Genomic DNA, 25,546 nt, shown 5'->3' with positions numbered 1-25,546 from the left:
TGCGGCAATCCGGATCACTTCAGCTGGAACACAGGGCTTTTCGGTGCGCCGCCCGCCGAATAACCTGATCCACTCGTTGTTGGTCGTACAACTACGGCTTCTGCAGTATTCGAAGTCATGGAGCGGTCACTCCGCCTCCTCGATTGACGCCGTTGTTCGGACGGCGTAGCGGTACTGCGACCGCGTCGGGGTCGCTCGCGAAGAGAGATCGGCTCGATTCGCCAACGATCGCGAAAAGACCGATCCATCTCAGCAAGGACTTGCTCCTTGGAGAGATCACGCATACCGCCCAGATCCCGGGAACGTCCAAGGATATTGCGAGCGGCATTGATATCAGCAAGGACCTTCTTACCGCAAAAGCGGCACAAGAACCGCTCCTGGGAGACCCTGTTCTTCTGGTCGACGTAGCGGCAACCAGAGCAGCAACGCGACGTGTGAGCCGAATTGACCTTGGTGACTACGATCCCGCTAGTCTCGACCAGCGACTCCAACTTCGCACGTACGGCCGCTCGGCCTGCTCTGCTCATGATCCGGTTGAGCCGCCTCGAGAGCCCGCCCATCCGAAAGTCCAACTCCTCCACAACCATTTCCTTGATGTCCTGGCCTGCCAAACGGTTGAGGATTCGGCCGACCTCATTACGGACATGCTCGCGGATGCGGCGGTTCAGCCGCACATATCGTTTGGAGTGACGGAGTCGAACGCCCTGGCTCTGCAACGCGGCCGCCAGGCTGTTGAGTTCTTCGTCCCGCAGGCAGAGCCAGCGATAGAGCCCCTGCCCGAGACGATCACCCTCGCTGGTAGTGAAGGTGTTCCTCAATCCCCAGTCCAGACCTACGGATTCGCCCTCGACACGTAGCCGGACGGTCGGAAACTTCTTCGCCAGGGTGAAGGAGACCTCACCGTTCTCGCTCACCGCGATCTGGCAGAAGTTGCGCACCTGCCCCGGGGCGTCGTTGAAGTAGTCGTAACCCTGCAGTGGGATCCATACTGGTTTGCGCCTCTCGAGTGTAGTTACTTTCACCCAGTAGTCCGCATGGGGCTTATTCGATACGGAGACTGCTGCGACCGTCCCGTCCATCGCCATGGTGCGGACCTTGGAGAGGTTGGGGAACGGATGCTTTCGCAGCCAATCGTCCGCCAACCGAGTGGATATGCGAAGCGCCTCCTCGGAGACCGTCACTCCATGCTTGGCATCGAGCACGCATACAGCCGACCACCAAGCCTTGCGTGCGTTGATGCGGTACAGCTGCTCTCGAAGTTCGTTGTCCTCCAACTGAAGAGCGTGAATCACCTTTCGCAGACCGGATTTTGCCATCTCTTGCCAGGCCAACAGCACAGCGTTGACCTGACTGACGATCGATCTCCATTGCCGCTGAGACAAATAGGACGGCAACGACTTGGTCTCCTGGGGATCGAGCCAACCAAGTTTGGCCATGCCTGCCTTCATTTTGCGAACCTGGATGTATTGCAGGTGCACCAACCCTCGCTGCCACCAAGGCAGTACAGCCGCCACCGCGTCGAGCTTCCCGCGATTCGCGGTTGTCGGAAGCCGATACGTACGCACTGAGTTAGCGATGGCCACAAGACAGAACACTAGCCATCGGATCGAATGCTTGTTCGAAACTGCTGATATCCGCCGAGAATCGCCCGTTTCGTCGTGAATCTCGGTGTGCCGCAATGCGTTGCTCAGACGACTAGCGCCTTTGGCCTCATACGTGAACCTGTGGCAGCACTCGAGTCACCGCCGTCGACGGCGACTGCTTCGGCAGCGTCAACCGATTCGCCCGCCGTTCGCGGACCACACCCGTCGGGTGCGGTCCGCGTTCCATTTCGACCCGTACGATCCCGCTCATGAACCAACCCATGCCGCCACAAGGGCAGTACCCCCACCCGCAGCAAGGCCAGTCGCAGCCCGGATACCCGCAGCAGGCCCAGCAGCCCTATCCCCCACAGGGCCAAGCCCCTTATCCGCAGCAGGGGCAGCCCCAACAGCAGGCCCCGGGCCCCCAATTCCCGATCCTGGTCTCCACCATGAACGACGTCCCCGGCTACGAAATCACCCAGGTCATCAGCGAAGTCGCCGGCCTCACCGTCCGCAGCCGCGGCCTGGGCGCAAACTTCGCCGCCGGATTCCGCGCGCTGGGCGGCGGCGAGATCCACGAGTACACGCAGCTGCTCTACCAGTCCCGCCACGAAGCCGTCACACGGATGTGCCAGCACGCCATGGCTTACGGCGCGAACGCGGTCATCGCCATGCGCTTCGACTGCAACGAGATCGCCAACACCATGAGCGAGGTCGCCGCCTACGGCACCGCCGTCATCATCAAGCCCCTCGACAAGTAGGTCAGTGGTGTAGGACCTCGACTTCGCGGACCGGTGCCTTGCGGCCGAGTTTGGCGCGGAGGGGGTAGATGGCCATGACCACCAGGAGGCTGATGGTGGAGGCGATCAACTGGTTGCGCTGGTCGGGGTTTCGGGCCATGGCCACGAAGACGGCGAAGAGGGCGATGATGACGGCCCAGCTGATGTAGGGGTAGCCCCACATGCGGTAGGTGAGGGCGGAGGGGTCTTCGCGACGGAGGCGGGCTCGAAGTCGGAGCTGGGAGAACATGATTGCCACGTAGACGAAGGCCAGGACTACGCCGATGGAGTTCACCAGGAAGGTGAAGACCTTGTCGGGGGAGACGTAGGAGGCGATGACGGCGGCCCAGGCTGCCACGGTGCCGAGCAGGACGGCTCGGGCGGGGACGCCGCGCTTGTTGAGTTTCACCAGGGAGGCGGGGGCGTCGCCGTCGCGGGTGAGGACGTAGAGCATGCGGGAGGAGACGTAGATGGCCGAGTTCAGCACCGACAGCACCGCGGTCAGGATGACGACCTGCATGATGGTGCCCGCGGCCGGGATGCCGACGTGGTCGAGCGCGCTGACGAACGGGCTCTTCAGGACCTTGGCGTCGTTCCAAGGCAGGATGGTCACCACCAGGAAGATCGAGGCCACGTAGAACAGGCCGACCCGCCACAGCACATTGTTGGTGGCGCGGGCCACGGTCGGGCCCGGCTCCTTGGATTCGGCGGCGGCCACGGTCACGATCTCGGTGCCGCCGAAGGCGAACATCACCACCACGATCGCGGAGAAGATGCCGCCGACACCGTTGGGCGCGAAGCCGCCGTGCTGGGTGAGATTCGCGAAGCCCGCGTCCGCGCCCGGCCACAGCCCGAACACCCAGGCCAGTCCGATGACCAGGAACAGCACGATGGCCACGACTTTGATGGACGCGAACCAGAATTCGAACTCGCCGAAGGATTTGACCGACACCAGATTGACCGCGGTCATGAGAACGAGCAGTCCGGCGGAGAGCGTCCACTGGGGCAGGTCGATCCAGCTGCCGAGGATGGCCGCACCCGCCACCGCCTCGGCTCCGACCAGGATCACGTAGAGGTACCAGTACAGCCAGCCGACGGTGAATCCGGCGAACGGTCCCATGGCCATGCGCGCGTACTCGCCCATGGATCCGGCGACCGGTCGGGCCACCACCATTTCGCCGAGCGCTCGCAGCACGCACAGCACGACGAGCCCGGCGGCGGCGTAGGACAGGATGGCGGCGGGTCCGGCGGTCTTGATGACCGAGCCGCTGCCGACGAACAGGCCCGCGCCGATCGCGCCGCCGATGGCGATCATGGTCATGTGCCGTCGGCGGAGTCCGGTCCGCAGCCCCTGCTGCTCGCCCGTTTCCGTCAGTTGGGCACTGTCGGGTTCCGACATCTGACCGCCACCTTCTTGAGTTGCTCCAGTGTTGCCAGAACACCATATCGAGGCAGGTCAGCCGGGGAAAATCGCCTCCGGCGCCGCTCCCGCCCGGTATGCCACGAATACGCGAAACCCACTCGCCGCCAGCCGTTTCCATCCCGGGGGTACCGTCGGGAGGTATGACCGAGACACAGCGTGGCCGGGTACGCGTCGAACCGAGCGCCAAGCGGGTGCGCGCCTACCTGGGCGGCCACCTGGCCGCCGACAGCACCCACCCGACGCTGGTATGGGAATCCCCGCACTACCCCACCTACTACCTGCCGGTCGCCGACCTGCGCGCGAAGCTCGAACCCAACGGCAATCTCCGTCACTCCCCCAGCCGCGGCGACGGCACCGAGTTCGATGTGGTGGCCGACGGCATCACCGCCGCGGGCGCGGCCGTCCGCCACCTCGACTCCCCGATCGAGGAACTGCGCGACCTGGTGAAGCTGGACTTCGCCGCCATGGACGAATGGTTCGAGGAAGACGAGCCGATCTACGTCCACCCGCGCGACCCCTACACCCGGGTGGATATTCTGGGCAGCTCCCGGCACGTCCGGGTCGAGCTGGACGGCGTGACGCTGGCCGACTCGCGGTCCCCGCGCATCCTGTTCGAGACCGGTCTGCCCGCGCGCTACTACCTGCCGCTCACCGATGTCCACATGGAGCTGCTGCGGCCATCGACCACGCAGACCTCATGCCCGTACAAGGGGCACGCGGAGTACTGGAACGTGCAACTGGCCGAAACCGCCTACCCGGACCTGGTCTGGATCTACCGCATGCCGCTGCCCGAGAGCCAGAAGATCGCCGGAATGGCCTGCTTCTACAACGAGCAGGTCGACATCTGGATCGACGGCGAACTGCAGCCGCGACCCAAGACGCCGTTCAGCTGAGCCTCGGTCACCGAAACCCTCAGTCCCCCAGGATCTCCGACACCAGGCGGGGCAGCGCCTCGCCGATCGGGTCGCGCACGATCTCGGCGGCGTATTCGTCGTAGGGGGTCGGCTCGTTGTTCACCACGACGAGGTCGGCCCCCGCGTCCACCGCCACCGCGCACATCGACGCGGCGGGCTCGACCTGCAGTGAACTTCCCACGGCCAGAAAGACTTCCGCGCTCTCGGCGATCTGCACGGCGGCGCGGATGGCGGTCGTGTCGAGCTGCTGGCCGAACATGATGACGGCCGCCTTCAGGATGCCGCCGCACTGCGGGCAGATCGGATCCGGCTCGCCCGCGGCGACCCGCTGCAGGGTCGCGGCCATGGAATCGGTGAAATCGCAGTCGATGCAGACGACTTCGAACATATTGCCGTGGATCTCCACCACGTCATCGGATCCGGCACGCTGGTGCAACCGGTCGATGTTCTGCGTGATGATCCCGACCTGCCGCTGCCCGGCCAGCCGCACCAGCGCCTCGTGCGCCGAATTGGGAGTCGCCTGCCAGGCCGGATTGTCCCGGCGCGCCAACCAGGCCCGCACCCGCAGCTCCGGATCGGCCACATAGTTCTGATAGGTCGACAGCAGCTCCGCGATCGGATCCTTGGTCCAAGTCCCGCGCGGCCCACGGAAATCCGGGATCCCGGAGTCCGTCGAGATTCCCGCTCCCGTCAAAACCCCGATCGGTCCCTTGCGTGCACGCCAGTCCGTCACTCTGCCCACCCTATGCCGATTCCGGCGGCGGGGCCGGTCACACCGCGAGGACCTCGGGCTGCTCGTCGGCGCGCCGGTAATGGCCGGGGGCGAGCCCGTATTCGCGTTTGAACGCCTTCGCGAAGGCGAATTCGCTCTGGTAGCCGACCTTTCGGGCGATCGATGCGAGCGCGGCGTCGGTCTCGCGCAGCAGGCGGGCGGCGGTCAGCATGCGCCACCGGGTCAGATAGGACAGCGGCGGTTCACCGACCGTGCCGAGGAAGCGGCGCGCCAGCGTGGCCCGGCTGACGCCCGCGACTGCGCTCAGTTCGGCGACGGTCCAGGCCCGTTGCGGCTCAGCATGAATCGCGCGCAGGGCATCCGTCACCACCGGATCACCGAAGACGCCCGCCCAGCCGGTCGGGGACGGCTGCTCGTCGAACCAGGCGCGCAGCATGAACAGCAGCAGGGTGTCGAGGAGAGCCGGGATGGCGGCGTCGGTGCCCGGACGAGGTTCGGCGATCTCGCACGCGAGCAGATCGACCGCGGAGCGCAGCGCCGGATGCCGTCCGGGTCGTGCGGGCAGGTGAATGAATTCGGGCAGCTCGTCCAGCAGCGGATGGCTGCGCTGGCCGCCGAGTCCGTAAGCCCCGCACACCAATACCGCGCGCACCCCCGGCCCGGGAAGTTCCCGGGGCTCACCGGGAATCGCCAGCTCGGTGACCGGGGTGTCGAGCGCATCCATGATGTCGTGCACCTCGCCGCGTGGCATGAACAGCACATCTCCGGCTCCGAGCGCGATCGGTTCCCCGTCCGGCGGCCGCACCCAGCACGAACCCTGCAGCACCACATGGAATCCCGCGCCGGGCACCTTCGGATAGCGCCGCCCCCAGGGCGCGTGCCGGATGAACAGCCCGGAGGCGGGGCTGCCGGTTCGAATGGCGGCGATGGTCTCGCTGAGGATGTCCACCTGTTCACCATACCGATCAGACGATGAGCGTTTCAGACATCAGAGTGAGCAATTCAGCCATTCAAATGCTCATGACCAGCCCATAACTTTGAATCATGACGAACAGCGAAGCACAGCGGAAGCAGCCGGTCATCGCGGTCTACGGCGCGAACGGCCACACCGGCGGCTACCTCCTCACCGACCTCCACCGCCGCGGCCTGACCCCGATCCTGGTGGGCCGCAACACCGATCGCCTGCGCGCCGCGGCGGACGCCGCCGGGCTGCCCGACGCCGAGATCCGGATCGCCGCCACCGATGACGCCGCCGCCCTGACCGCCGCATTCACCGGCGCGGACGTGGTCGTGAGCAGCCTGCCCGGATACGTGGACATCGGCGAACAGGTCCTGTCCGCCGCCATCGAGGCGGGCGCGCACTACGTCGACATCTCGGGTGAGCAGCTATTCACCCGCCGCGCCTTCGACGAGTACGGCCCGCGCGCCGAAACAGCCGGGGTGACAATCCTTTCCGGCGTCACCGACAGCAACGTCCCCGCCGACCTGTTGGCCGGTCTCATCGCCCGCCGCCTCGGCCCGGCGGAATTCGTGATCAGCCATCACAGCCGCGCCGCCGGGGAGGGTTCCCGCGGCAGCGCGAAAACCCTGCTGGCCAGCCTGGATTGGTTCCGGTCCGGTGGCTGGCACTATGCCGACGGCGAATTCCGCACCGGCCCGGTCGAACTCGCGCCCGTCCCGCGGCCCGGCGCGAGCGAACCGACGGAGGTGGCCAAGTTCGCCTTCGCGGCGGTCCTGACCATTCCGCGCCACACCGCCGCCGTGGCGGTCACGGGTGCGGTCGACAAGTCCTTCCGCACCATGGTCACCGGCCTGAACCCCGAACTGGTCGCGAGCCTGCCCGTAGCGCCCGGTCCCGACGCGGATCTGCGCTACGACACGGTGGTCGATGCTCGCGGCGCGGACGGCCGGACCCTGCGCGGAGTGCTCAGCGGCGTGGATTCCTACCGCGACTCCGGTCTGATCGCGGTCGAGGCAGCGGTACGCCTGGCCGACGGCACCGCCAAGCCGGGCGCACTGGCCCCGGCCGAGGCTTTCGACGCCGCGGAGTTCTTGGATTCGCTCGCGCCCCACGGCATCACCTGGCAGATCACGTCGTAGCGGAACCGGCTGCCTGGCAACCGCGAGCCGACACCGACCGGCTCGCGCAAACGGCGACAATCTCGAGGCGGCCGGGCCGATGGCGGCCGAAGCGTCGTGCGGCTGGCAGACGGCACCGCCATCTACCGAGTTCCGGTGTGCCCCGGCATTTTTACTGTGCAGGCGCGGCGAGATGCCAGGGTTGTCTCGCGGTACGGCCGAGAGTGGGCTCCGTGGAGCCGCGCGGCGGGCGGCAGGTCGGTGTGCCTGACGACCGTGCTGAGCGGTGTGCCCGCGCGGCGGGCAATACAGTGGGTGTATGAGCGCCTCTGAGCCGCGTGACGATCGTCCGAAGTTGGCCGTGGAGTTGGATCTGGAGCCGCATCCCGAGGGTGGGTGGTTTCGGGAAACCTGGCGTAGCGGAGTGGAATTCGAGCCGGAGGGGTATGCGGGACCGAGGAGCAGTGGGACGGCTATCTATTACCTGCTGCTGGCGGGTGAGAAGTCTGCGCCGCATACCGTGGCGTCGGATGAGATCTGGTTCTGGCATCGAGGTGGGCCGCTGCTGCTGAACATCGGGGGTGAGGAGATCGTCCTCGGTCCCGATGTCGAGCAGGGGCAGCGCCCCTCGGCGGTGGTCCCCGGTGGGGTGAGCCAGGCCGCCAAACCGGCGGGAGACCACTACAGCCTGGTGAGCTGCGTGGTCTCCCCCGGTTTCGATTTCGCCGATTTCCGGCTGGATTAGCTACTGGTCGACTTCGAGGAGACCTTCGGCCACGGCGTGCTCGATGGTCTTCTCGAGGTTCGGGCACGAGTCGGGTTTGCCCATAATGGGCCCGTTCTCGGCCAGTTTCTGGAACACCGGGCAGCGGGCGGCCGGATCCGACTGCCACTGCACGGTTTTCTGGTTGCTGGAGTGCTTGCGCACGAGCACTTGGTTCCCGCAGGTCTGACACGCGATCGGTGTCATGCCGGCTTCCATGTAGTGCTCTTTGTCCAGGACCGTCTGGGCGCGCACCTGGTCACGCTGTTCCGGACGGTCCGCGAAATCCGGTGCCTTCGCCCAGCTGGTCATCAGACTCCCGCCTCCTCCGAGGACGCCGCGTCGGCCACGGCCGCTTCGGCTTCCTTGGCTTCACGCTTCTTGCGCAGGTTCTCCTCGACCTCGGCGGTCCAGGATTCGACGGCCTTGGTGGTGTCGATCTCGAATTCGAAGCGCTGCACCGACTTCGGGTCGATATCGGCGACGTCCACGTAGAACTGGTCATACCAGCGACGCAGCTGGTAGACCGGCCCGTCTTCCTCGGTCAGCAGCGGGTTGTCGATCTTGGACTTGTGCTTCCAGATCTCGACGTCCTGCAGGAAGCCCTCGGACACGCCCTCGGTCATCTTGGCGGCGAAGGCCTGGGCCTGCTCTTCGGGCAGCCCCTTCGGCTTCTCCAGCGCGACACCCCACTGCAGCATGAAGGAGTTCTGCGTGACCGGGTAGTGGCAGTTGATCAGGACCGTCTTGACCTGGAAGCCGCTGTAGATATTGAGCAGCGGGTTGATCATGTACGACGGCCCGAAGTACGACGCCTCGGATTCGAGCGTCACATCGATGCCCGCCTCGGCGGCCTGCCCGATATCGGGGCGGCCCGCGGTCTTGAGGTACTGCGTCGCGACGTGGCCCTCGAGGACGTTCTTGAAGTACGTCGGGAAGGCGTAGTGGATATAGAAGAAGTGCGCCATATCCACGACGTTGTCGATGATCTCGCGGCAGTTGGCGCCCTCGATCAGCAGCGAGTGCCAGGTCCATTCGGTCCAGCCGTCGTTCAGCGCCTCCGAGGGAGTGCCGTCGGCATTGGTGAAGGGCCCCTCGATGTAAGGGATCGTCACCTCGTCCGGCGGCGGGTTGCCCTCGTGGTCGTGCCAGACGAACAGCTGTCCGTTGCGCTCGAGCGTGGTCCAGGCGCGGGTGCGGGCCAGCGGGGGCACGCGCTTCGCGTAGGGAATGCCGGTGCACTTGCCGTCGCCGCCCCAGCGCCAGTCGTGGAACGGGCACGCGATGGAATCGCCCTTGACCTCACCCATGGAGAGGTCGCCACCCAGATGGCGGCAGTAGGAGTCCAGCACCTTCAGCTCGTCCTGGCTGTTCATGAAAACAACCAGCTTGGTGCCGAATACATTGACCGCGTGCGGCTTGCCGTCGCGGAAGTCCTTGGCAAGGCCCAGGCAGTGCCAGCCCCTCGCGAACCGGGTGGGCATCGAGCCCACGTCGATCTCGCGGACCTTCCCGCGGGGCCCCTGGGGGGATGTCGCCATCGTTGATCCTCCTATGGATGTACTAGAACACGTTACAAAATTGGCTGGCAGTTATCCAGCGATAGGACCAACTACCTGGATAGGGTCGTCCAAAGCCGCCTCAGCACCACGTTCTCGACAGGAATAAGAACGTGTTCTACTCTCAGGGGCACACGAAGACCGCTTACCAGGCAGGAGCAACTGGCGAGATGACGCAAGAAGTAGTTGAGCGGGTCGAGGCGCTGCTGCCCACCCTGCGTGAACGCGCCCAGCAGGCCGAGGATCTGCGCCAGATCCCCGAGGAGTCCATCAAGGAACTCGAGGCCGCCGGATTCTTCAAGCTGCTTCAGCCCAAGCAGTGGGGCGGCTACGCGGCCGATCCCGTCGTCTTCTACGACACCGTCCGCAAGATCGCCAGCGCGTGTGGTTCCACCGGCTGGGTCGCGGGCATCATCGGCGTCCACAACTGGCACCTGGCGCTGTTCGATCAGCGCGCGCAGGAAGAGGTCTGGGGCGAGAACACCGACGTCCGGATCTCCTCCTCCTACGCGCCCATGGGCGCGGGCGTGGTGACCGAGGACGGCGAGGGCTACACCGTGAACGGTTCCTGGGCTTGGTCTTCGGGCTCGGGCCACGCGGACTGGGTGGTCGTCGGCGGACCGGTGATCAAGAACGGCAAGCCGGTGGACTTCGGCTCGTTCCTGATCCCGCGCAGCGAGTACACCATCAACGATGTGTGGAACGTGGTCGGCCTCAAGGGCACCGGCTCCAACACCATCGTGGTCGAGAACGTCTACGTGCCCCGGCACCGCTTCCTCAGCTTCCGCGCCATGAGCGAGCTGACGGCTCCGGGCCTGGAGCAGAACACCGATCCGGTGTACAAGATGCCGTGGGGCACCATCCACCCCACCACCATCTCGACCCCGATCGTCGGAATGGCCTACGGCGCTTACGAAGCCCACGTCGAGCACCAGGGCAAGCGCGTGCGCGCCGCGTACGCGGGCGAGAAGGCCAAGGACGACCCGTTCGGCAAGGTGCGTATCGCCGAGGCCGCCAGTGACATCGACGCCGCCTGGCGTCAGCTCTCGGGCAATGTCGCCGACGAGTACGCCTACCTGCTGCGCGGCGAGGACGTGCCGTTCGACGTGCGCGCCCGCGCCCGTCGTGACCAGGTGCGCGCCACCGGCCGCGCCGTCGCGTCGATCGACAAGCTGTTCGAGGCGTCGGGCGCCACCGCCCTGGCCAACGGCACTCCGCTGCAGCGCTTCTGGCGTGACGCGCACGCCGGTCGGGTGCACGCGGCCAATGACGCCGAGCGCGCCTACGTCATGTACGGCACGCACGCGTTCGGGCTCCCGATCACCGACACGATGGTGTAATCCATGACTGCTGTGGAAGAAATCACCTTCGAATCCACCTCGCGCTACGCGCAGGTGCGACCGGACCTCAAGCTGCACTACCACGAGGCGGGCGTCGGCAACGGCCCCACCATCGTGCTGCTGCACGGCGGCGGCCCGGGCGCATCATCCTGGTCCAACTTCGCCAAGAACATTCCGGTGCTGGCCAAGGACTTTCACGTCCTGGCCGTGGACCAGCCCGGCTTCGGGCAGTCGGACAAGCCGACCGAGCACCCGCAGTACTTCGTGCACTCGGCCTCGGCGCTGAAGGATCTGCTCGATCACCTCGAGATCACCGATCGCGTGCACCTGCTGGGCAATTCGCTCGGCGGCGGCGCGGCCACCCGCTTCGCGCTGGACTACCCGGACCGCGCGGGCAAGCTGGTGCTGATGGGCCCCGGCGGCCTGTCCACCAACCTGTTCGCGCCGGACCCCACCGAGGGCGTGAAGCTGCTGTCCAAGTTCAACTTCGAACCCACGAAGGAGAACCTGGAGGCGTTCCTGCGGATCATGGTCTTCGACCAGAAGCTGATCACGCCGGAACTCGTCGAGGAGCGTTTCGCCTCGGCCAGCCAGCCGGAGTCGCTGGCCGCGACCCGTGCCATGGGCAAGTCGTTCGCCGGACCGGATTTCGCCAAGGGCATGATCTGGCGCGACGCGTTCAAGCTGCGCCAGCCGGTCCTCATGATCTGGGGCCGCGAAGACCGGGTGAACCCGATCGACGGCGCGCTCGTGGCCTTGAAGATGGTCCCGCGCGTGCAGTTGCATGTCTTCGGCGGCTGTGGACACTGGGCACAGCTGGAGAAGTTCGACGAATTCAACCGCCTGGCAACCGACTTCCTGCTCGGCGTCAAGGAGAAGTAAGCATGATCAAGGCGCTCGGGTATATGCGCATCGAGGCCACCGATATGGCGGCCTGGCGCGAATACGGGCTCAAGGTGCTCGGCATGATGGAGGGCTCCGGACTCAACCCGGACGCGCTCTACCTGCGCATGGACGATTACGCCGCGCGACTGGTCATCGTCCCGGGTGAGCACGACCGCCTGCAGGCTTCGGGCTGGGAGGTCACCGACGCCCGCAGCATGCAGTCGCTGCGCGAGACCCTGGCCAAGGCCGGGGTCGCCTTCACCGAGGGCAGCAAGGAAGAGCTCGCCGAGCGTCGCGTCGAGGGCATGATCCGGTTCCAGGATCCGGGCGGCAACACCCTCGAGGCGTACTACGGCGCGCAGTACCTGGGCCGCCGCTTCGTGAGCCCGTACGGCCACAAGTTCGTGACCGCCGAGCAGGGTCTGGGCCATGTCGTCCTCACCTGCACGGATGATGCTGCGGCGCAGGCGTTCTACCAGGACGTGCTGGGCTTCCGGCTGCGTGACTCCATGCGTCTGCCCCCGCAGATGGTGGGCCGTCCCGCCGACGGCGACCCGGCCTGGCTGCGCTTCTACGGCTGCAACCCGCGCCACCACGCGCTGGCGTTCCTGCCGCTGCCCAACCCGACCGGCATCGTGCACCTGATGGTCGAGGTGGAGAACTCCGACGATGTCGGCCTCTGCCTGGATCGCGCCAATCGCAAGAAGGTCAAGATGTCGGCCACGCTGGGTCGACACATCAATGACAAGATGCTCTCCTTCTACATGAAGACACCGGGCGGATTCGATATCGAATTCGGCTGCGAGGGACTGGAAGTCGACGACCACACCTATGTGCCGCGGGAATCCACCGCGGTCAGCCTGTGGGGTCACGACTTCACCGTCGGATTCAAGTAGCGAGAACGGACAGGGGTATGACCACCGACGCACAACCCGTCATCGACGGGCGGCAGTTCCGGAATGTGCTGGGGCAGTTCTGCACCGGCATCACCGTCATCACCACCTTCGACGGCGAGGGTGACGCGCGTGAGCCGATCGGCTTCGCGTGCCAGTCCTTCGCGGCCCTGTCCCTCGATCCGCCGCTGGTGCTGTTCTGCCCCACCAAGGAGTCCCGCTCCTGGGCGGCGATCGAACGCAACGGCTCTTTCGCCGTGAACATGCTCGCCGAGGAACAACAGCCGGTGTGCGCCCGCTTCGGCTCCCGCGAACCCGACAAGTTCGCCGGAATCGACTGGCACACCTCGGAACTGGGGCTCCCGGTGCTCGACGGCGCGTTGGCCACGATCCAGTGCACTGTGGACAACGTGCTCGACGGCGGCGATCACTACATCGTGATCGGTCGTGTCCAGGCCCTGTCGGAGTCCACCGACTCCGGCAGGCCGCTGCTCTTCTATCGAGGCCAATACACGGCCATCGAACCGGAGAAGACCACGCCCGCGCCCTGGCGCGCGGACCTCGAACACTTCCTCACGACCACGACGCTCGATACGTGGCTGTGAGGCGGGTTCCTCCAGAACCCAGGCGATAAGCGAAAGGCCCCTGTGGAATTCATCCACAGGGGCCTTTCCGCCTGTGTACAAAGTCAGGCGGCGGCTTTGGCCTGCCGCCGGTATTGGCCAGGGGCCAGGCCGTATTCGCGCTTGAACGCCTTGCCGAAGGCGAACTCGGAGCTGTAACCCGCTCGCGCGGCCACCTTTTCGATGGCCAGATCGTCCTCGCGGAGCAGCTGCGCGGCGGTGGTCAACCGCCAGCGAGTCAAGTAGGCCAGGGGCGGTTCGCCGACCATGGCATTGAACTTGCGGGCGAACGCAGCCCGCGACAGGCCGGAATGGTCGGCCAGCGATTGCACGGTCCAGGGTGCGGCCGGGTCGTCGTGCATGGCGGCCAGGGCCGGGGCGACCGCCGGATCACGCAGGGCCGCAGCCCATCCCACGGCTTCCGACTGCGGCTGCTCCTCGATCCAGGCGCGCAGGATGTAGAGCAGCAACGAATCGATCAGCGCGGGCACGATGCCGTGCGAGCCGATGCGCGGATTGTCGAGCTCCGCTCCGAGCAGGTGGATCGCGGCGGCCAGTTCCGGGTGACGGCCGTGCCGGGCGGGCAGGTAGATCACGTCGGGCAGTTGCCGCAGCAGTGGATGCGGGCGCTGCCCGTCGAGGTGATAGTTCCCGCACAGCAGGCTGGTGGCGGGACCGTCCCCGCCGAGTTGCAGCACCCCCACCGGCGGGAGATGAACGTACTGCTCGGGCCGCGGGATCTCCGGCGTGGTGTCCGGGTGGTCGGCGAGGATGTGGCCCGACCCGTCCCGCACGAACACCACGTCACCGGGGCTCATGGCGATTGCCTGGGCCGGATCCTCGGAGGGATAGAACCAGCAGGTGCCGTGCAGCACCACATGGAATCCGGCACCCGCGGTCGACGGCAGCTGCAGTCCCCAGGGTGCCCGGCCATCGGTGCGCACCGAATTCGGCGCACCCGTCCGCATCGAGGCCAACGCCTCACTCAGCACATCCATGCCCGCTCTCCTTCAACCGCCGACCCGCGCGATACAACCCGGATCCCGCCCCGATTATTCGCCCGCACCTCACGCGACGGTGAGCACAACCTTGCCCACGGTCTGCCCCGAAGCCACGATCTCGTGCGCCTTCCCCGCCTCCTCCAACGGCAGCGTCTCGGCAATGGTCGGCCGAATCTTCCCGGCGTCCACCAATTCCGCGATCTGCTCGAGCGCCCAGTAATCCGGCTCCACCGAGACACCGGCGAACCGGCGACCCGACTCCTTCACGGTCTTCTCCAGCTCAGCGCTCGGGTGCTCGAGAATCGTCACCAACACCCCACCGGGCTTCAACACCGAAAGCGACCGCGCCCCATCGGCAACGGAGTCGAACACGATGTCGACATCCTTGACGGCCTCGGTGAAATCGGTTGTCCGATAATCGATCACCTCATCGGCACCGAGGCTCTTCACGTAGTCATGCTTGCCCGCACTGGCCAGCGCGATCACATACGCACCCTTGGCCTTTGCGATCTGGACGGCCAGATGCCCGACCCCACCGGCAGCCCGGTGAATCAGCACCCGATCCCCTTGCTTGACCCCGGCCTTGTCGACCAGCCCCTGCCACGCGGTCAGCACCGCCAGCGGCAACGCCGCCGCCTCAACGTGGTTCAGCGACTTCGGCTTCCGTGCCAGCTGCCGCGACGGCACCGCCACATACTCGGCGTAACCCGTTGCGGCTCGCGGGAAGAACGGCATCCCGTAAACCTCTTCCCCCACCTCGTACCGCGCCCCGGGCCCGGTCTCCTCGACCACACCCGAGATATCCCACCCAACCCCGAACGGCGGCTGCCCCAGCAACGGGAACGCCCCCGAACGAACCGCAATATCAACAGGATTCACCGCACTGGCCTTAACCCGAACCAGCACCTCCCCCGACAACAACTCCGGCTTCTCAACCTCCACAACCTCGAGAACCTCAGGCCCACCAAAGCTCTTCTGAATCACCGCACGCATCGTCTTCATCTCCCAGAAGCAGTCCCTCGGCCCGTCCCTCGAACCGAACAATGACTACGTTAGGCACCTCCAACAAGACTCTGAATGGCCCGAAGTCTCGTCTTTTTATCCGCACGTATACACATCAAGACACTTCGTGCGTCCGCTCCCCCGCCCGCCCGGACACTGACGAAGTCAGGGCGTTCCGAGGCGACGATGTGGTTGGCCGGTTATCGCTGCGATGCAATCGAAGTCGCGGTCGCGGTGCAGCAAGGTCAGGCCCCGCAATTCGGCGGTGGCCGCGACTACGAGGTCCACCGGCCCTGCGCTGCGGTGCTGCCCTCGACTCGTCAACTCTGCCTGCACTTCCCATGCCCGCTGGTATGCGCGATCGTCGACCGGCTCCCAGCCGAACAGAATTCGGATCTGCTCGATCAGCGCCTCACGATCGGCAGTCGAACGCGCGCTGTAGAAGAACTCGAGTTCGGTGATCGGGCAGATTGCGATCAGCCCGGCGGCGGCGACACGCTGCCACACCACACCCTCCGGTTCCTGACGCAACAGCGGGACCAAGGCGCTGGTGTCGATGAGGAACTGCGCGCCGTTCATCGGCGATAGTTCCGCTTGTCCTCGAATATCTCCACGTCGATCGCCCCGTCGGCGACCAACTCTTGTAGCCGCGTCAGCGCGACCGCGCGGCGGCGTATCTCGAGAATTTCCCGAAGGGCCGCATTCACGGTGTCCTTCTTCGTCGTTGTCCCGAGTGCCTTGGACGCATCGGCGACCAACTGATCGTCCAGGTCGATCACAGTCCGAGCCATGAGCCACCTCCAGATATACAAACGTGAATCAATGATATCAGGCTAGATGCATCAAGGTCGCGATCCACGACTCGAAACCGACCCGCACGGCTGCATGGTGCCCCGAACCGTTGAATTGTATTTCAATCGTGATACATTCGGCCATATGGGAGATCCCAGTGAGCACTACGACACCCATGGCGCTGATCCCGAGATTGCCGCGGCCGAGGCGGCCGGGACGATCGAATATGTCTCCGAGCCGGAGCCTGCTGCGTTGGCCGGTTACAGCGTCCGACTCCCGGTGCCGGTCCTCGAAGCGGCGCGAGCTGAGGCTCGCTCGCGAGGCATCAGCACCGGGGCGTGGCTGAGGGAGGCAATCGAGGCAGCTGTGGCAAGCCTCGGGAGCGGGACCGATACGGTTCCGATCTCGGTATTGCTCGCGGCCGTCGAAGAGTACCGACACCGCAAGGCTTCCTGACCGAGCATTGAACGACGCTGGGCCGCAACCGGAGTTGGTTGCGGCCCAGTGAGGGGATACGGGTCAGGCGTTGGCGGCTGACTTTTCCTTTTCGCGCTGGAGTTCCAGGGCGATGTCGATGAGTTGGTCTTCCTGGCCGCCGACCAGCTTGCGCTGGCCGGCGCGGACGAGCATTTCGGCTGCCGAGACGCCGTAGCGTTCCGCCTGGCGCTCGGCGTGGCGGAGGAACGACGAGTAGACGCCCGCGTAACCCATCATGAGGGCCTGGCGGTCGAGGAGGCATTCGCTCGGCATGGCCGGGCGGACAACGTCTTCGGCGGCATCCGTCACCGCGAAGAAGTCGACGCCGGTCTTGATGCCGAGCTTGTCGCAGACGCCGATGAAGGCTTCGACGGGGAGGTTGCCTGCGCCCGCGCCGAAACGGCGTGCGCTGCCGTCGATTTGGGTCGCGCCCGCGCGGACCGCGTACACGGAGTTGGCGACGGCGAGGCCGAGGTTCTCGTGGCCGTGGAAGCCGACCTGGGCGTCGTTGCCGAGTTCGGCGACGAGGGCGGAGACGCGGTCGGTGACCTGGTCGAGGACCAGGGCGCCGGCGGAGTCGACGACGTAGACGCACTGGCAGCCCGCGTCGGCCATGATGCGGGCCTGCTTGGCCAGCTTCTCCGGGGTGGTGGAGTGGGCCATCATCAGGAAGCCGACGGTCTCGAGGCCGAGGTCGCGGGCCATGTTGAAGTGCTGGATGGAGACGTCGGCCTCGGTGCAGTGGGTGGCGATGCGGCAGATGGACGCACCGTTGTCCTGCGAGATCTTGATGTCTTCCTTGACGCCGACGCCCGGCAGCATGAGGAAGGCGATCTTGGCCTGCTTGGCGGTCTCCGCGGCGGCCTTGATCAGTTCCTGCTCAGGGGTTTTCGAGAAACCGTAGTTGAACGAGGAACCGCCGAGGCCGTCACCGTGGGTGACTTCCAGGACCGGCACACCGGAGGCGTCGAGCGCGCCGACGATGTCGCGCACCTCCTGCACGGTGAACTGGTGGCGCTTGTGGTGCGAGCCGTCACGCAGGCTGGTGTCGGTGACGCGGATGTCGAGGTCGGCCGAGAACGGCTTGGGGACATTGGGATTGGTCATTATCGGTTCTCCTTACACCCGAGCCGAGAGGATCTGATCGGCCAGCACATTGCCCACCTGGGTGGCGGCCGCGGTCATGATGTCGAGGTTGCCGGAGTACGGCGGCAGGAAGTCGCCCGCGCCCTCGACCTCGACGAAGATCGAAACCTTCGCCATGCCACCGGAAACCAGCGACGGCTCGTCGAACTGCGGCTCGTTGAGCAACCGGTAGCCGGGCACGTACTGCTGGATCGCCTTCTCCATGCGGTGCACGGATTCGGTGATGGCGTCGCGGTCGGCGTCTTCCGGGATCGCGCAGAAGATGGTGTCGCGCATGATCATCGGCGGCTCGGCCGGGTTCAGGATGATGATCGCCTTGCCGCGCTTCGCCCCACCGATGGTCTCGACACCGGCGGAGGTGGTCTTGGTGAACTCGTCGATGTTGGCGCGCGTACCGGGACCGGCCGACACGGACGACACCGACGCCACGATCTCGGCGTACTCGACGGGCACGACGCGAGAAACCGCGTGCACCATCGGAATCGTCGCCTGGCCACCGCAGGTGATCATGTTGACGTTCATCTCGTCACGCAGCGAGTCGAGGTTGACCGGCGGAATCACGGCCGGGCCGACGGCGGCGGGAGTGAGGTCGATGGCACGAATGCCCGCCTCGGCGTACTTGGGCGCGTAGGCCCGGTGCACGTACGCGGACGTCGCCTCGAACAGCAGGTCCGGCTTCTCCGGCAGTGCCAGCAGCCAGTCCGCGCCCTCGGCGGAGGTCTCCAGGCCCAGGCCGCGAGCCCGCTTGAGCCCCTCGGAATCCGGGTCGATGCCGATCATCCAGCGCGGCTCGATCTTGTCCGAACGCAGCAGCTTGTAGAGCAGATCGGTGCTGATATTGCCGGACCCGACGATCGCGGCGGTGACTTTGCTTCCAGTCACGGCTTTCTCCTACTCGGTGAAGATGTGTATCGCTCGGGTCGCTTACGCGAAACCCAAATGGACGGAACCGAGTCCAGCGAACTCGGCGATGAACTCGTCGCCCGGGCGGGCGTCGATGGCGCGGGTGCAGGAGCCGGGCAGCACGATGTCGCCCGCCTTCAACCGCACACCGAACTGGGCGACCTTGCGCGCCAGCCACGCCACCGCGATGGTCGGATCACCGAGCACGGCATCCGAGCGGCCCTCGGCGATGACCTCGCCATTGCGGGTCAGCACGGCATCAATGTTCTTGATGTCCAACTGATCCGGGGAAACCCGCTGCTTGCCGAGTACGTATCCGGCGGAGGACGCATTGTCGGCGATGGTGTCGCACAGGGCGATCTTCCAGTCCTTGATGCGGGTGTCGATGAGCTCGATCGAGGGCGCGTAGGCGACGGTGGCCTTGCGCACGTCCTCCTCGGTGCAGTCCTCGCCCGGCAGGTCCGCGCCCAGGATGAAGCCGACCTCGACCTCGACGCGCGGGAACAGGTACTTGGACGTGTCGACCGGAACGTCTTCGAACACTTCCATTTCCGCGAGCAGATGCCCGTAGTCGGGTTCGTCCACGCCCATCATCTGCTGCATGGCTTTGGAGGACAGGCCCACCTTGTGGCCGACCACCTTCGCCCCGCCGTCGAAGCGCTGGCGCATGTTGATGAGCTGGATCTCGTAGGCGTCGACCACGTCGATCTCGGGGTAGCGCGCGGCCAGCGGGTCGATGGGCAGCCGCGTCCGCTCCGCCGCAGCGAGTTCGTCCGCGAGTTCCTTGCGTAGCGCGTCGGTCAGCACGCTGTGTTCCTTCCATCGGGGGTACCGGCCGGTGGCCCAGTGGTTACGAGACTAGAAATTGAAACGAGTTTTTGTGAAGAACATCGCTTCAGCAGTCCCATCTGCCAGACCAACATAGACCAAACCAGGATTGATTCTATAACGTGTTCTACATGACTGATCGGGATTACGACGTGGTGGTGGTCGGCAGTGGTGCCGCCGGGATGTCCGCCGCCCTCACCGCTGCGCACCACGGTCTGCGCACGGTGCTCATCGAAAAAGCCGCTCATTACGGCGGTTCTACCGCGCGTTCGGGCGGTGGCGTCTGGATTCCCGGAAACAAGGTGCTCAAGGCCGCGGGCAAGGGCAACGACCTCGACGAGGCGCGGACCTACCTCTACAGCATCATCGGCGACGTGGTGCCCAAGGAGAAGATCGATACCTACATCGATCGCGGCGCGGAAGCCTTCGACTACGTGCTCGACCACTCCGCGCTGAAGATGTGCTGGGTACCCGGCTACTCCGACTACTACCCGGAAGCACCGGGCGGCAAGGCGGACGGCCGCAGCTGCGAGCCCAAGCCGTTCAACCTGAAGGTGCTGGGCGCGGAACGGTTCAACCTGGAGCCCGCCTACTCCAAGGCTCCGCTGAACGTGGTCGTCATGCAGGCGGACTACAAGAAGCTCAACCTGATTCGCCGCCACCCGGTCGGCATCGCGCGCGTGCTGCGCGTCGGCACCCGTTGGGCGTGGGGCAAGGTCACCGGCAAGGCGCTGGTCGGCATGGGCCAGGCCATCATCGCGGGTCTGCGCAAGGGCCTGCTGGACGCGAATGTGCCGGTGCTGCTGAACACTCCGCTCACCGGACTGGTGATCGAGAACGGTGTGGTCACCGGTGTCGACGCCGAGCAGAACGGCGAGACCGTCCGCTTCACCGCCAAGCACGGCGTGATCCTGGCCAGCGGCGGCTTCGAGCACAACGCCGACATGCGGCACAAGTACCAGCGCGAGCCCATCACCACCGAGTGGACCACGGGCGCGGCCGCCAATACCGGCGACGGCATCCGGGCGGGCATCGAGGCGGGCGCGGATATCTCGTTCATGGACGACGCCTGGTGGGGTCCGACCACCTTCCGCGGCGAAGGCAAGCCCTGGTTCTGCCTCGCCGAGCGAAATCTGCCCGGCTCCATCATGATCAACACGCAAGGTCAGCGATTCGGTAATGAGTCCGCTCCTTACGTCGAGGCAGTGCACACCATGTACGGCGGCGAATACGGGCAGGGTGAAGGTCCGGGCGAGAACGTGCCGTGCTGGCTGGTGTTCGATCAGCGCTACCGGTCCCGGTACATCTTCGCCGGATTGCAGCCTGGCCAGCGGATTCCGTCCCGCTGGATGGAAAACGACCTGATCGTCGTCGCCCCGACGGTGGCCGAATTGGCCGAGAAGATCGGTGTTCCGGCCGACAAGCTGGCCGCCACCATCGAGCGCTTCAACGGGTTCGTGGCGGATGGCAAGGACCTCGATTTCAACCGTGGCGACAGCGCTTACGACCGCTACTACGGCGACCAGACCATCAAGCCGAACCCGTGCCTCAACAAGCTCGAGGTCGGGCCGTTCTACGCGGTGAAGATGGTCCCCGGCGACCTGGGCACCAAGGGCGGTCTGATCACCGACAACGACGCCCGCGTGCTGCGCGAGGACGGGACCGTCATCGAGGGTCTCTACGCGGCGGGCAATACCTCTTCCCCCGTCATGGGCCACACCTACGCCGGTCCCGGCGCGACCATCGGACCCGCGATCACCTTCGGCTATCTGGCCGCCCTCGACGCCGCCGCCAAGGCGAAGCAGAGCGCACCGGCCACGGCCGACCAGGCGTCCTGAACCGTCCCAACCCGGTTCAGGATCGGGTTGGGCGCGAGTCGGGTCACGTCGAGTCCGCGCCCAACCCACCCGCAATGCCCTGTCGTACCGCTCTATCCCGGCAGGGCGCGGGAAAACACAACTGAACGCCCGGACCGCCGACGAACGCTCTTTCGCGGCGGGACCGGGACCAGACTTTCAGCGCCCACCGATGCGCTACCCGCGGCGCCACCGACGCGCTACCCGGTCAGCGGAGCGGGAGCTTGCGGGGAGACGAGCCGCGCCGGACCATCGGACGCGAGGACGAGGAGAAATTTTCATGCCCATCGATTTGAGTGTCGCGCTCGGCGCGCAGATCCCCGCGCGCGAATTCAGCTGGTCCGCCGGCGATGTGCAGACCTACAACCTGGCGCTCGGCGCGGGCAACCGCTGGACCGACGCGGCCGAACTGCGCTACGTCGACGACCGCGAGCCCGCCGTGCTGCCGTCCTTCGCGACCGTCGCGCCGTCCTTCCACGAGACCGAGCCGCCCAAGGTGAAGTTCGACGGCATCGACATCGACTTGGCCAAGGTCGTGCACGGCAGCCAGGAAACCATCGTGCACCGCCCGATCCCGGCCTCGGGCAAGGGTTCCATCTCGGGACGCATCACCGAGATCTGGGACAAGGGCAGCAATGCCGTCGTCTGGCGTGAGGACACCGCCGTCGGCTCCGACGGCGAACTCCTGTGGACCTCCCGCTCCTCCATCTTCGCCAAGGGCGAGGGCGGCTTCGGCGGCGAGCGCGGCCCCAGCGCCAAGACCGAACTCCCCGACCGCGCACCGGATTTCGAGGTCCTCACCCCCACGCTGCCCCAGCAGGCCCTGCTCTACCGCATGTGCGGCGACCGCAACCCGCTGCACTCGGACCCCGAATTCGCCCGCAACGCCGGCTTCCCCAACCCCATCCTGCACGGCCTGTGCACCTACGGCCTGGTGCTGAAGACCGCCACCGACACCGTGCTGTCCTCGGATGTCGCCCGCGTCAAGGGTTTCCGAGCCCGCTTCGCCGGTGTCATGTACCCCGGCGAGACCCTCCGCAGCCGAATCTGGCAGCAGGACGGCGAACTCGTCATTGCCGTGACCGTCGTCGAGCGCGACGACGCCCCCGTCCTGGCGGACGTGGTGCTCACGCACTCGTAACCCCCAAGCTCCAAGATCAGGGAGTTCTCACTGCGGGAAATCGGACAGATTTCCGCACTGAGAGCTCCCTGATCTTGTTTGGTAGAGCATCGCGGCGATGAGGTCTTCGCGCGTCAGGGCGGGGCAGTCGGTGAGGAGTTCGGTGGGGGTCAGGCCTGCGCGGAGGAGGTCGACGAGGAGGGCGGTGGGGTAGCGGGTGCCCTCGATGGTGGGGGTGCCGTTGCAGACGGTGGGGTCGAGGGTGATGCGGTGGAGGTAGGCCATGGGGGAACCCTAGGGGTGGGAGGTAATCGAACTCTGTGGTAGCTGTGACCTGGGTATGTGGGTTCTCGGGGTGGTCGGTCGGTGCAGGGAATGGGGGCGGTGGCAGAGTCGGGGTATGGACGACATCGTGCTGTACGGAGCCGACTGGTGTGGGGACTGCAGGCGGGCGAAGGTGTGGTTCAAGGAGAACGGGGTGGCGTTCACCGAGGTCGATGTGGAGCAGGATGACGCGGCGCGGGAGCGGGCTGTCGAGATCGCGGGCGGGCGCAAGAACATTCCGGTGATCGTGCTGCCGGACGGGACCGTGCTCATCGAACCGACGAATGCGGAGCTCGCGGCGGCGCTCGGGCGCTGACTCATAGCGAGAGCTTCACACCCGTACCGACACTCGGCCGCGGTTCTCCCGCGCGAACAAACCGGGCGACTGGCCCTTCCATGACCGGAAAGCGGAAGTGAACGCCGAGACACTGCCGTAGCCAAGACGGATTGCGGCCTGTTCCACCGTCATTCCGGCCACGAGCAGTTCCTCGGCGAGCAGACCGACGGTCTCCGTGGAGAGTTCGCGGAAAGTAGTGCCCTCGTCGGCGAGGCGGCGGCGCAGAGTTCGCACGCTGAGGTCCAATTCGGCGGCTATGCGTGATTGGTCCGCTATGCCGCCCCTGGCGATCAGCAGCTGACGCACCTGCCCGCTGATCCCCCGGCGGCGCTTGCGGCGCTGCATGAGTTCCGCGCACTGCTGCTCGTAGAAGCGCGCCGTGGCCGTATTCGCCTGTGGCAGTTGCAGATTCTGAATACTGGACGGTCCGGTGACAACCGAGCGCGGGGCGTTGAACACGACCTCCTCGACCCCGAGCATGGCCCCGAACATCTCGTAGACCGGATGCGGCGAGAATGCGACCGCGACCCGGGTGATGGGCGGACGCATGGGCATGACGTCCTGCTGAATGGTCCAGATGGCGGCCACATCCCGTTCCACCGCGAAGCGCCGGATCTCCGGTGGCACACCGCTGTCGTCGCGCACGATGGAGACATCGTCGCCGGTGATGACCAGGTGGTGACGCGCGACGGTGAAGGACAGGTCGGTGTAGCGCAGCGCCAATTCCACGGCGTCGCGCACGGTGGAACAGCTCATCAAGGCGAAGCCGAGCACGCCGAGACTCGGTGGGTGGCACAGCAATCCGGCCATAAGCCCCATACCGGGCTCGTCGCCGACCCCGGCCACCACATTGCGCATCAGGGACAACTCCTGCGCGAGGGTGATCTCCGCGGTGGAATCCAAGAGATCCCGATCCCGAATCCCGGTGTGGCGCAGGAGATCGGGCATGCCGAGCCCGCGCGCGACCGCGAATTCGACGAGGAGTGCCGCGCTGGTGATGGAGCGCAGTTGAGCCTGACCGTCCGTCACATCGAAATGGTCGCAAACTTTCAGCGTGCCATGGGGCGGAACGAGCGGGGAAGTTGCTGAAAGCGGCCGAAATTCGATTGTTTCTGACCCAGGACGCGCTGGAGGCGTAACGTCTTCAGGCATACGGTGAATATCTAGCTAACCAACTGAATAACTAGCTGACTACAACCGATAGACATGGAGAAGGTGAGCCAATGGCCGCCTGGCAAGTGTTCACGGCAACTCTAGCAACGCTCGTGATCATGACGATTGCCATCATGAGTCTGCACCACCCCCACCAGGACCCGGACAGACTTTCCGTGGAGCGAATCCGCGAACGAATCAACAATGAGCACAACACCTTAACCCTGACCCGCAGCGACCCCTCCCAGTGGTCGCACCTGGCCCCGGATCACCCACTGGGACTTCAGGAAGCCCATCGCACCATGCAGCAGCACCGTCGCTGTGCGGTCGCCGAATGTGCGCGCAAGGGCGCGGCATTCCGGGCTCTCATCGATGCCGGCCGGATCAAGCCGACCCGCATGCCACCCGCCCTGCAGTAGCCCCGGTGGCCGCGTCCCACCCGAGATTCAGTGCCCCGTCAGATACTCGGGCGGGACCGCGGCCACCAGCCAGACCCCGTTGGTGCTGACCCGGAACACGTGCCCGTCGCGGTACATAGCCGCGGCATCCACGGTCAGCACCACGGGTTTTCCACGACGCGACCCCACCTTGACGGCGGTGTCGAGATCCGCCGACAGGTGGACGTCGTGGCGGCGCATGGGCTTCAGCCCTTCGGTGTAAATCCCGGGCAGGACCGCGGCAACGGTGCCGTGGTAGAGCAGATCCGGCGGCGTGCTCGCCCCGTATTCCAGGTCAACGTCGACACTGTGTCCCTGACTCGCCCGAATCCGGGTACCCGTCGCATCGAATTCGAAGCGGCGCTTGTTGTTCCGCGCCACCACCTCGTCGAGCTCGGCCCGCGAGACGGCGCGGCCGTGCCCGGCCAGGGCCGACAGCAGCGCGGTCACCTCGACCCAGCCCGCCGAGTCCAACGTGAGGCCGATCTCCCCGGGCGCATGGCGCAGATGCCTCGACAATCGTTTCGAGGTCTTGACCAACTGTTTTTCTTCCATGCGCGCGAGTGAACCAGCCGCCCAGCCGGATTCGAAGCGATT

At 65.9% G+C, this 25,546-nt stretch carries 29 protein-coding genes; 13 read left to right on the top strand and 16 right to left on the bottom strand.

Going from position 1 to position 25,546, the window contains the following annotated elements:
* Positions 1-14: 14 nt before the first annotated feature.
* Positions 15-1,514, bottom strand: coding sequence for a zinc ribbon domain-containing protein (locus tag ACYVN4_RS17695; RefSeq protein ID WP_460722324.1), 1,500 nt, complete (start codon positions 1,512-1,514; stop codon positions 15-17).
* 338 nt (positions 1,515-1,852) lie between these two features.
* On the opposite strand from ACYVN4_RS17695, the gene ACYVN4_RS17690 reads away from it, so the two are divergent.
* Positions 1,853-2,344 carry a YbjQ family protein gene (locus tag ACYVN4_RS17690; protein WP_460722322.1) on the top strand — a complete coding sequence of 164 codons (492 nt, stop codon included), beginning with the start codon at positions 1,853-1,855 and terminating at the stop codon, positions 2,342-2,344.
* 1 nt (position 2,345) lies between these two features.
* On the opposite strand, the gene ACYVN4_RS17685 is transcribed toward ACYVN4_RS17690, so the two are convergent.
* Positions 2,346-3,761 carry an amino acid permease gene (locus ACYVN4_RS17685; protein WP_460722320.1) on the bottom strand — a complete coding sequence of 472 codons (1,416 nt, stop codon included), beginning with the start codon at positions 3,759-3,761 and terminating at the stop codon, positions 2,346-2,348.
* Positions 3,762-3,925: 164 nt separating this feature from the next.
* On the opposite strand from ACYVN4_RS17685, the gene ACYVN4_RS17680 reads away from it, so the two are divergent.
* Complete coding sequence (locus tag ACYVN4_RS17680; RefSeq protein ID WP_460722318.1) at positions 3,926-4,678, top strand: DUF427 domain-containing protein; 753 nt, start codon at positions 3,926-3,928, stop codon at positions 4,676-4,678.
* 19 nt (positions 4,679-4,697) lie between these two features.
* On the opposite strand, the gene ACYVN4_RS17675 is transcribed toward ACYVN4_RS17680, so the two are convergent.
* Both ACYVN4_RS17675 and ACYVN4_RS17670 read right to left on the bottom strand, forming a co-directional pair.
* The gene (locus ACYVN4_RS17675; protein WP_460722316.1) at positions 4,698-5,432 is read right to left on the bottom strand and encodes an SIR2 family NAD-dependent protein deacylase; all 735 of its coding nucleotides are present in this window, start codon (positions 5,430-5,432) and stop codon (positions 4,698-4,700) included.
* A 37-nt stretch (positions 5,433-5,469) separates the two neighbouring features.
* On the bottom strand, positions 5,470-6,381 hold the full coding sequence (locus ACYVN4_RS17670; RefSeq protein ID WP_460722314.1) for an AraC family transcriptional regulator: 912 nt from the start codon (positions 6,379-6,381) through the stop codon (positions 5,470-5,472).
* Between the two features lie 95 nt (positions 6,382-6,476).
* Between ACYVN4_RS17670 and ACYVN4_RS17665 the strand changes: the two genes are divergently transcribed.
* Together ACYVN4_RS17665 and ACYVN4_RS17660 are read left to right on the top strand one after the other, a co-directional pair.
* Positions 6,477-7,532 carry a saccharopine dehydrogenase NADP-binding domain-containing protein gene (locus ACYVN4_RS17665; protein ID WP_460722312.1) on the top strand — a complete coding sequence of 352 codons (1,056 nt, stop codon included), beginning with the start codon at positions 6,477-6,479 and terminating at the stop codon, positions 7,530-7,532.
* Between the two features lie 298 nt (positions 7,533-7,830).
* The gene (locus tag ACYVN4_RS17660) at positions 7,831-8,256 is read left to right on the top strand and encodes a cupin domain-containing protein (RefSeq protein ID WP_460722310.1); all 426 of its coding nucleotides are present in this window, start codon (positions 7,831-7,833) and stop codon (positions 8,254-8,256) included.
* Here the strand turns inward: ACYVN4_RS17660 and ACYVN4_RS17655 are convergent, their stop codons facing one another.
* Both ACYVN4_RS17655 and ACYVN4_RS17650 read right to left on the bottom strand, forming a co-directional pair.
* On the bottom strand, positions 8,257-8,586 hold the full coding sequence (locus ACYVN4_RS17655; RefSeq protein ID WP_460722308.1) for a hypothetical protein: 330 nt from the start codon (positions 8,584-8,586) through the stop codon (positions 8,257-8,259).
* Positions 8,586-9,815: a Rieske 2Fe-2S domain-containing protein gene (locus ACYVN4_RS17650; protein WP_460722306.1), complete on the bottom strand. Its 1,230-nt coding sequence runs from the start codon at positions 9,813-9,815 to the stop codon at positions 8,586-8,588. Before ACYVN4_RS17650 ends, ACYVN4_RS17655 begins: the two co-directional genes overlap by 1 nt.
* Positions 9,816-10,003: 188 nt before the next feature.
* On the opposite strand from ACYVN4_RS17650, the gene hsaA reads away from it, so the two are divergent.
* Genes hsaA through hsaB form a run of 4 tightly spaced genes read left to right on the top strand, consistent with a single transcriptional unit; the run spans position 10,004 to position 13,556 of the window.
* Positions 10,004-11,173 (top strand): 3-hydroxy-9,10-secoandrosta-1,3,5(10)-triene-9,17-dione monooxygenase oxygenase subunit, encoded by a 1,170-nt coding sequence (gene hsaA / locus ACYVN4_RS17645; protein WP_460722304.1) that lies wholly within the window; start codon positions 10,004-10,006, stop codon positions 11,171-11,173.
* Positions 11,174-11,176: 3 nt separating this feature from the next.
* Positions 11,177-12,055, top strand: a complete 879-nt coding sequence (gene hsaD / locus ACYVN4_RS17640; protein ID WP_460722302.1) for a 4,5:9,10-diseco-3-hydroxy-5,9,17-trioxoandrosta-1(10),2-diene-4-oate hydrolase — start codon at positions 11,177-11,179, stop codon at positions 12,053-12,055.
* Between the two features lie 2 nt (positions 12,056-12,057).
* The gene (gene hsaC / locus ACYVN4_RS17635) at positions 12,058-12,954 is read left to right on the top strand and encodes an iron-dependent extradiol dioxygenase HsaC (protein WP_460722300.1); all 897 of its coding nucleotides are present in this window, start codon (positions 12,058-12,060) and stop codon (positions 12,952-12,954) included.
* 17 nt (positions 12,955-12,971) lie between these two features.
* Positions 12,972-13,556, top strand: coding sequence for a 3-hydroxy-9,10-secoandrosta-1,3,5(10)-triene-9,17-dione monooxygenase reductase subunit (hsaB, locus tag ACYVN4_RS17630; RefSeq protein WP_460722298.1), 585 nt, complete (start codon positions 12,972-12,974; stop codon positions 13,554-13,556).
* A gap of 83 nt (positions 13,557-13,639) precedes the next feature.
* On the opposite strand, the gene ACYVN4_RS17625 is transcribed toward hsaB, so the two are convergent.
* The 4 genes from ACYVN4_RS17625 to ACYVN4_RS17610 form a co-directional block, all read right to left on the bottom strand.
* Positions 13,640-14,572 carry an AraC family transcriptional regulator gene (locus tag ACYVN4_RS17625; protein WP_460722296.1) on the bottom strand — a complete coding sequence of 311 codons (933 nt, stop codon included), beginning with the start codon at positions 14,570-14,572 and terminating at the stop codon, positions 13,640-13,642.
* A gap of 69 nt (positions 14,573-14,641) precedes the next feature.
* Complete coding sequence (locus ACYVN4_RS17620) at positions 14,642-15,517, bottom strand: NADP-dependent oxidoreductase (RefSeq protein WP_460722294.1); 876 nt, start codon at positions 15,515-15,517, stop codon at positions 14,642-14,644.
* 225 nt (positions 15,518-15,742) lie between these two features.
* Complete coding sequence (locus ACYVN4_RS17615; RefSeq protein WP_460722292.1) at positions 15,743-16,156, bottom strand: PIN domain-containing protein; 414 nt, start codon at positions 16,154-16,156, stop codon at positions 15,743-15,745.
* Positions 16,153-16,368 carry a type II toxin-antitoxin system VapB family antitoxin gene (locus tag ACYVN4_RS17610; RefSeq protein ID WP_040854392.1) on the bottom strand — a complete coding sequence of 72 codons (216 nt, stop codon included), beginning with the start codon at positions 16,366-16,368 and terminating at the stop codon, positions 16,153-16,155. Before ACYVN4_RS17610 ends, ACYVN4_RS17615 begins: the two co-directional genes overlap by 4 nt.
* Before the next feature lie 145 nt (positions 16,369-16,513).
* Here ACYVN4_RS17610 and ACYVN4_RS17605 point away from each other — a divergent pair, with 145 nt between their 5' ends.
* Positions 16,514-16,825, top strand: a complete 312-nt coding sequence (locus tag ACYVN4_RS17605) for a hypothetical protein (protein ID WP_460722290.1) — start codon at positions 16,514-16,516, stop codon at positions 16,823-16,825.
* A gap of 63 nt (positions 16,826-16,888) precedes the next feature.
* Here the strand turns inward: ACYVN4_RS17605 and dmpG are convergent, their stop codons facing one another.
* From dmpG to ACYVN4_RS17590, 3 genes are read right to left on the bottom strand one after another with little or no spacing between them, the layout of a single operon-like run.
* Positions 16,889-17,953, bottom strand: coding sequence for a 4-hydroxy-2-oxovalerate aldolase (gene dmpG, locus ACYVN4_RS17600; RefSeq protein WP_460722288.1), 1,065 nt, complete (start codon positions 17,951-17,953; stop codon positions 16,889-16,891).
* A 12-nt stretch (positions 17,954-17,965) separates the two neighbouring features.
* Entirely contained in the window at positions 17,966-18,874 is a 909-nt protein-coding gene (locus tag ACYVN4_RS17595; protein ID WP_379354526.1) for an acetaldehyde dehydrogenase (acetylating), read from the bottom strand.
* Between the two features lie 42 nt (positions 18,875-18,916).
* Positions 18,917-19,702, bottom strand: coding sequence for a 2-keto-4-pentenoate hydratase (locus ACYVN4_RS17590; protein ID WP_460722285.1), 786 nt, complete (start codon positions 19,700-19,702; stop codon positions 18,917-18,919).
* Between the two features lie 152 nt (positions 19,703-19,854).
* Here ACYVN4_RS17590 and kstD point away from each other — a divergent pair, with 152 nt between their 5' ends.
* Together kstD and ACYVN4_RS17580 are read left to right on the top strand one after the other, a co-directional pair.
* A complete protein-coding gene (gene kstD, locus ACYVN4_RS17585; protein WP_460722283.1) occupies positions 19,855-21,561 on the top strand; it encodes a 3-oxosteroid 1-dehydrogenase in 1,707 nt (568 codons plus the stop codon).
* A 298-nt stretch (positions 21,562-21,859) separates the two neighbouring features.
* Positions 21,860-22,720: a MaoC family dehydratase gene (locus tag ACYVN4_RS17580; protein ID WP_460722281.1), complete on the top strand. Its 861-nt coding sequence runs from the start codon at positions 21,860-21,862 to the stop codon at positions 22,718-22,720.
* A gap of 27 nt (positions 22,721-22,747) precedes the next feature.
* Here ACYVN4_RS17580 and ACYVN4_RS17575 read toward each other — a convergent pair whose 3' ends face one another.
* On the bottom strand, positions 22,748-22,984 hold the full coding sequence (locus ACYVN4_RS17575; RefSeq protein WP_460722279.1) for a DUF433 domain-containing protein: 237 nt from the start codon (positions 22,982-22,984) through the stop codon (positions 22,748-22,750).
* Between the two features lie 115 nt (positions 22,985-23,099).
* Here ACYVN4_RS17575 and ACYVN4_RS17570 point away from each other — a divergent pair, with 115 nt between their 5' ends.
* Entirely contained in the window at positions 23,100-23,339 is a 240-nt protein-coding gene (locus tag ACYVN4_RS17570) for a glutaredoxin family protein (RefSeq protein ID WP_460722277.1), read from the top strand.
* Positions 23,340-23,354: 15 nt separating this feature from the next.
* Here ACYVN4_RS17570 and ACYVN4_RS17565 read toward each other — a convergent pair whose 3' ends face one another.
* Positions 23,355-24,389, bottom strand: a complete 1,035-nt coding sequence (locus ACYVN4_RS17565) for an AraC family transcriptional regulator (protein ID WP_460722275.1) — start codon at positions 24,387-24,389, stop codon at positions 23,355-23,357.
* Positions 24,390-24,583: 194 nt separating this feature from the next.
* On the opposite strand from ACYVN4_RS17565, the gene ACYVN4_RS17560 reads away from it, so the two are divergent.
* Positions 24,584-24,931, top strand: a complete 348-nt coding sequence (locus tag ACYVN4_RS17560) for a hypothetical protein (RefSeq protein ID WP_460722273.1) — start codon at positions 24,584-24,586, stop codon at positions 24,929-24,931.
* Between the two features lie 27 nt (positions 24,932-24,958).
* Here the strand turns inward: ACYVN4_RS17560 and ACYVN4_RS17555 are convergent, their stop codons facing one another.
* A complete protein-coding gene (locus tag ACYVN4_RS17555) occupies positions 24,959-25,504 on the bottom strand; it encodes an RNA 2'-phosphotransferase (protein ID WP_460722271.1) in 546 nt (181 codons plus the stop codon).
* Between the last annotated feature and the right edge of the window lie 42 nt (positions 25,505-25,546).

This window comes from Nocardia heshunensis, from assembly GCF_054782115.1.
Note: the sequence above shows the minus strand (reverse complement) of the source record. Positions and strands in the feature narration are given on the sequence as shown.